Annotated in this window: 7 protein-coding genes; all 7 read right to left on the minus strand. The window is 72.6% G+C overall.

From position 1 onward, the window contains the following. Positions 1-84: 84 nt before the first annotated feature. The gene (locus tag I59_RS05985; RefSeq protein ID WP_022903083.1) at positions 85-324 is read right to left on the minus strand and encodes an HGxxPAAW family protein; all 240 of its coding nucleotides are present in this window, start codon (positions 322-324) and stop codon (positions 85-87) included. Next, positions 311-1,132: a Trp biosynthesis-associated membrane protein gene (locus I59_RS20720; protein WP_022903084.1), complete on the minus strand. Its 822-nt coding sequence runs from the start codon at positions 1,130-1,132 to the stop codon at positions 311-313. The genes I59_RS05985 and I59_RS20720 overlap by 14 nt, the downstream gene beginning before the upstream one ends. Continuing rightward, entirely contained in the window at positions 1,129-2,655 is a 1,527-nt protein-coding gene (locus I59_RS05995) for an anthranilate synthase component I (RefSeq protein WP_022903085.1), read from the minus strand. The genes I59_RS20720 and I59_RS05995 overlap by 4 nt, the downstream gene beginning before the upstream one ends. Beyond that, the gene (gene hisI, locus I59_RS06000) at positions 2,652-3,035 is read right to left on the minus strand and encodes a phosphoribosyl-AMP cyclohydrolase (RefSeq protein ID WP_022903086.1); all 384 of its coding nucleotides are present in this window, start codon (positions 3,033-3,035) and stop codon (positions 2,652-2,654) included. Before hisI ends, I59_RS05995 begins: the two co-directional genes overlap by 4 nt. A 124-nt stretch (positions 3,036-3,159) precedes the next feature. Further along, on the minus strand, positions 3,160-3,969 hold the full coding sequence (gene hisF, locus I59_RS06005) for an imidazole glycerol phosphate synthase subunit HisF (protein ID WP_022903087.1): 810 nt from the start codon (positions 3,967-3,969) through the stop codon (positions 3,160-3,162). After that, entirely contained in the window at positions 3,966-4,805 is an 840-nt protein-coding gene (hisG, locus tag I59_RS06010; RefSeq protein WP_022903088.1) for an ATP phosphoribosyltransferase, read from the minus strand. Before hisG ends, hisF begins: the two co-directional genes overlap by 4 nt. Before the next feature lie 94 nt (positions 4,806-4,899). Then, positions 4,900-5,148, minus strand: a 249-nt coding sequence (locus I59_RS06015; protein WP_022903089.1) for a phosphoribosyl-ATP diphosphatase, incomplete at its 5' end; no start/stop codon positions are given.

The following is a 5,148-nucleotide window of genomic DNA, read 5'->3' on the forward strand; positions in this document are numbered from 1 at the left end:
GCGTAGGGACGGTCGGCGCGACGGGCGGCCGCGTCCTCGAGCGCGCCCGCGACGAGGGTCTCGAGCACGTTCGACATGCTCGGACTACTCGCCGTGGTGCTTCGGGACGAACTTCGGGCCGTTGACGCCGTAGCCCGCCTTCGCCATGACGCCGCCGACGACGAGACCGATGACGACGACCGCGGCGGAGATCCACACGCCGATCGGCTGGTCGAACCAGAAGAAGAGCGTCCCAGCCGCGAAACCGATCAGCATGATGACGACGGCCGTCCAGGCTGCCGGCGAGTGGCCCTCGCCGAGTTCTGCGGGCTCAGTGTTGCTCACGGTGCTCCTCGTTCTGCTCCGGCGTCGTCGGTCGATCGCCGCCTTCCAACCCTACCGCGTCGACCGCCGCGGTCCGTGCTCGCTCGCCGTCGGCGGACGGCTCGGTCCGTGCTCGCTCGCCGTCGGCGGACGGCTCGGTCCGTGCTCGCTCGCCGCGGGCGGACGCCCCCGGGTCTCCGTCGAACGGGAACGGCGTCTGGTCGGCGTCGGTCGGGTCGGTGCCCGCCGAGAGGTCGTCCCAGTCGGTGATCGCGTCCCGCTGCACGGCGACCGCGCGGGCGTCGGCGGCGGCACCGGCGGTCGCGGCCCCGTACTTCCGGCTCGGACCGGGCCAGGAACGCTGGACGAACAGGACCACGACGCCGAGCAGCACGGCCAGCACGCCGCCGGCGATGCCCACCGCCGGCCAGGCCGTGACGTCGACCGAGGACACGACGCGCCGCACGCCGCCGAGGTCGCTCACCCCGGCGACCTCACCGATCGCTCCGCGGGCCGCAGCGACGGGGTCACGCAGGGCGGACACCCCGGTGACCACGACGGCGACGCCGAGCAGGACCTCGATGACGGCGAGCACCACACGCACCACCCGACCCGCGATCGTCATCGCGAGGAACAGCGCGAGGCTGGCGATCGCGAGGGCGGTGTACTGCGGGACCGACTTCGAGCCGTCCGCCGTGACCGTCGAGACGACCGCGGCACCCGCGCGGAGGTGGACCGTGAACCACGTCTGGGTCCACGACAGCATCACGATGCCCGCGACGACGAGCCCGGCGACGACGACGAGGGGACGGGACCGCCGGAGCGTCACGACAGCACCTCGCGCATCCGGTTCGCGGTCGCGACCGCACGGAGCGGAGCAGCGGCCTTGTTCACGGCCTCCTGGTGCTCCGTGGCGGGGTCCGAGTCCGCGACGAGTCCGGCGCCGGCCTGCACGCGGGCCACACCGTCCTGGATGAGGGCGGTCCGGATCGCGATCGCGAGGTCGGCGTCGCCCGCGAAGTCGAAGTACCCGACGACCCCCGCGTACGCACCACGCTTCGCCGGCTCGAGCTCGTCGATGATCTCCAGCGCGCGGGGCTTCGGCGCACCCGACAGTGTGCCGGCGGGGAACGTCGCGCGGAACACGTCGATGGCCGAGGCGTCGGCACGGACCGCGCCCTCGACGCTCGACACGAGGTGCATGATGTGGCTGAAGCGCTCGACCGTCATGAACTCGGTGACCGCCACCGTGCCCGGCTCGCACACCTTCTGCAGGTCGTTGCGCGCGAGGTCGACGAGCATGAGGTGCTCGGCGCGCTCCTTCGGGTCCTCGAGCAGGTCCTCGCCGAGGCGGACGTCCTCCTCGGGGGTGGCGCCACGCGGACGCGAACCGGCGATCGGGTGCGTGATCGCCCGGCCCGCCTGCACCTTGACCAGGGCCTCCGGTGAGGCGCCGACGATCCAGAACGGCTCGTCGTGGACGTCGCGCAGCGCCAGGAAGTACATGTACGGGCTCGGGTTGAGCATGCGCAGCACCCGGTAGACGTCGAGCGGGTCGGCCGTGACGTCCTGGTCGAACCGCTGCGAGATGACGACCTGGAAGACGTCCCCGTCGCGGATGAAGTCCTTCGAACGCTCGACGGCCGCCATGTACTCGTCCGGGGTCGACCGGTGGGTCGGTGCCGGGTCGGCGATGTCGAACGCCTCGGCGACCGTCGCGACGGTCGGCTGGACGAGGTCCGCCTGCATCCGGTCGAGCCGGGCCTGCGCGTCCGCCCACATGGTGTCCACGTCGTCGACGCCGTCGTTGAGCACGCTCGCGACGAGCAGGACGAGCCCGGTGCGGTGGTCGAGTGCGGCGAGCTCGGAGACGAACGCGAGCGCCTGCCCGGGGACGTCGAAGTCCGCGGCGGGCACGTTCGGCAGGTGCTCGAGCTGCCGGACCGCTTCCCACCCGATGAACCCGACCGTGCCGCCGACGAGCGGCGGTGTGCCGGGGACCCGCGGCGTGGCCCACCGCTCGTGCAGGCGCGCCAGCACGTCGAGCGGAGCGCCGTCGAGCGAGTCGACCGCACGCGACGCCGGGATGCCGGTGTCGATCCAGGCCGCGCGGTCGCCGTCCTGCGTGAGGACGCCGAAACTCCGCACACCGACGAACGACCAGCGCGACCACAGGCCGCCCTGACCGGCCGACTCGAGGAGGAACGAGCCCGGGCGACCGTCGGCGAGCTTCCGGTACACGCCGACCGGGGTCTCGCTGTCGGCGAAGAGCGCGCGGACCACGGGCACGACCCGGTGGTCGGCGAGGAGCCCGTCGAACTCGGCGCGCGCGGTCGTCGTGCTGGTGGTCATCGGGTGGCCTCCGGGGCGGTCGCCGTGACGGGCGTGAGCGGATCGACGTCGAAGCACGCGTGTGCGCCGGTGTGGCAGGCCGCACCGACCTGCTGCACGGTCACCAGGAGGGTGTCGTCGTCGCAGTCGAGGGCTGCTGCGCGCACGTACTGTGCGTGGCCGGAGGTGTCGCCCTTGCGCCAGTACTCCTGCCGGGAGCGGGACCAGAAGGTCACCCGGCCCTCGGTCAGGGTGCGGCGGAGTGCCTCCCGGTCCATGTAGCCGAGCATGAGGACGTCCTTCGACGATTCCTCCTGCACGATGGCGGGGAGCAGGCCGTCCGCACCGAAGCGCACGCGGTCGAGGACCGCGTCGGTGCTGGCGTTGGTGCTGTCGGTCATGAGGCTCCTAGCCTACGGCGCGCGGTGCGCGCGGGACGGACGGGAGGCCCGGGGCGGCGCCGCCACGTGCCTCCAGGCCGGTGGTCGGGCACGTCGAGGGCCGCAGCCGGCCGGCCGGACCGGGTCAGCGGACGAGGTGGCCCGCGGCGCGGAGCGCCGACTTCACGTCGCCGATCGTCATCTCGCCGCGGTGGAAGACGCTCGCCGCGAGGACCGCGTCGGCACCCGCGTCGACCGCCGGTGCGAAGTGGTCGAGGAGCCCTGCACCGCCCGAGGCGATGACCGGGACGGACGCGACCGCGCGGACCGCGGCGACCAGTTCCAGGTCGAACCCGTTCTTCGTGCCGTCGGCGTCGATCGAGTTGACGAGGAGTTCCCCGGCGCCGCGCTCGACGGCCTCGTGCGCCCAGCGGATCGCGTCGAGGTCGGACTCGGTGCGGCCGCCGTGCGTCGTGACGACGAACCCGGACGGCATGCGGTCGGAGCGCTTCACGTCGAGCGAGAGCACGACCGCCTGCGCGCCGAACCGGTCGGCGATCTCGCCGACGAGATCGGGCCGTGCGATCGCGGCGCTGTTCACACCGATCTTGTCCGCGCCGCACTGCTGCAGCCGGGCCACGTCGTCGACGCTGCGGACGCCACCGCCGACCGTGAGCGGGATGAAGACCTGCTCGGCCGTCCGGGTCACGGTGTCGTACATCGTCGCGCGGTTCTCGACCGTCGCACCGACGTCGAGGAAGGTGAGTTCGTCCGCGCCCTGTTCGTAGTAGCGCGCCGCGAGCTCGACCGGGTCCCCGGCGTCCTGGAGGTCCAGGAAGTTCACGCCCTTGACCACGCGCCCGCCCTGCACGTCGAGGCAGGGGATGACCCGGACCGCGACGCCGCCCTCGCGTGCGGGCGAGCCGGACGCGTCCTCGGGCACCGGGGCGGTCACAGTCGAGCCGCGTGGATCGAGCTGACCAGGATCGCCCGCGCGCCGAGCTCGTACAGCGAGTCCATGATCTGGTTCATGTCCGACCGCGGGATCATCACGCGGACCGCCGACCAGTCGCGGCCGTGGAGCGGCGAGACCGTCGGCGACTCCATGCCCGAGGCGATCGCGGTGGCGTCCGGCACGAGCGCCGTCGGGATGTCGTAGTCGAGCATCACGTAGCCGCGCGCCACGAGCACGCCGTGCAGCCGACGACGGAGGACGTCGATGCCCGCGCGGTCCTCGTCCGTGGCGATGAGCACGGCGGTGGACTCGAGGATCACCGGGCCGAAGATCTCGAGCCCGGCCTGCCGGAGCGTGCTGCCCGTCGAGACGACGTCGGCGACCGCGTCCGCGACCCCGAGCCGGACAGCGCTCTCGACCGCGCCGTCGAGCTTCACGAGCGTCGCGGTGACACCGTGGCCGGCGAGGAAGTCGCCGACGAGGCCGGGGTAGCTCGTCGCCACGCGCACGCCCTCGAGGTCCTGCAGCGCGGAGAACCGCCCCGGCGTGCCCGCGAACCGGAAGGTCGAGCCCGCGAAGTCGAGCGCGTCGACCTCGTGCGCCTCGGACCCGGAGTCGAGCAGGAGGTCACGGCCGGTGATGCCGACGTCGAGGGCACCCGAGCCGACGTAGGTCGCGATGTCGCGCGGGCGGAGGAAGAAGAACTCGACCCCGTTCCGCTCGTCGATCAGGTGCAGCGCCTTCGGGTCACGGCGACCGGCGTACCCGGCCTCCTTGAGCATCTCGGAGGCGGTCTCGGACAGCGAGCCCTTGTTGGGCACGGCGATGCGGAGCATCAGGGGTCTGCTTTCTGGTGGAGGTGTCGGGCGGTCCGTCGGGGTGCGCTGGGCGCCGCTGGGCGCTGGGCACCGCTGGGCGCTGGTGCGCTCCCTACAGATGTCGCCAGACGTCCGCCGGGGTGAGCCCCTTCGCGACCATGAGCACCTGGAGGTGGTAGATCAGCTGCGAGATCTCCTCCGAGGTGCGCTCGTCGCCCTCGTACTCGGCCGCCATCCAGACCTCGGCTGCCTCTTCCACGATCTTCTTGCCGATCTGGTGCACGCCGGCGTCCAGTTCGGCGACGGTGCCGGAGCCCTCGGGGCGCGTGCGCGCCTTCTCGGTCAGCTCCGCGAACAGGTC

Origin of the sequence: Curtobacterium sp. B8 (genome assembly GCF_000333315.1) — a bacterium.
In the GTDB taxonomy this organism is placed as follows: domain Bacteria; phylum Actinomycetota; class Actinomycetes; order Actinomycetales; family Microbacteriaceae; genus Curtobacterium; species Curtobacterium luteum.

Coding starts and splice junctions, on each gene's coding strand:
- I59_RS05995 (WP_022903085.1), bottom strand. CDS start 2,655: ATGACCACCAGCACGACGACCGCGCGCGCCGAGTTCGACGGGCTCCTC.
- hisI (WP_022903086.1), bottom strand. CDS start 3,035: ATGACCGACAGCACCAACGCCAGCACCGACGCGGTCCTCGACCGCGTG.
- hisG (WP_022903088.1), bottom strand. CDS start 4,805: ATGCTCCGCATCGCCGTGCCCAACAAGGGCTCGCTGTCCGAGACCGCC.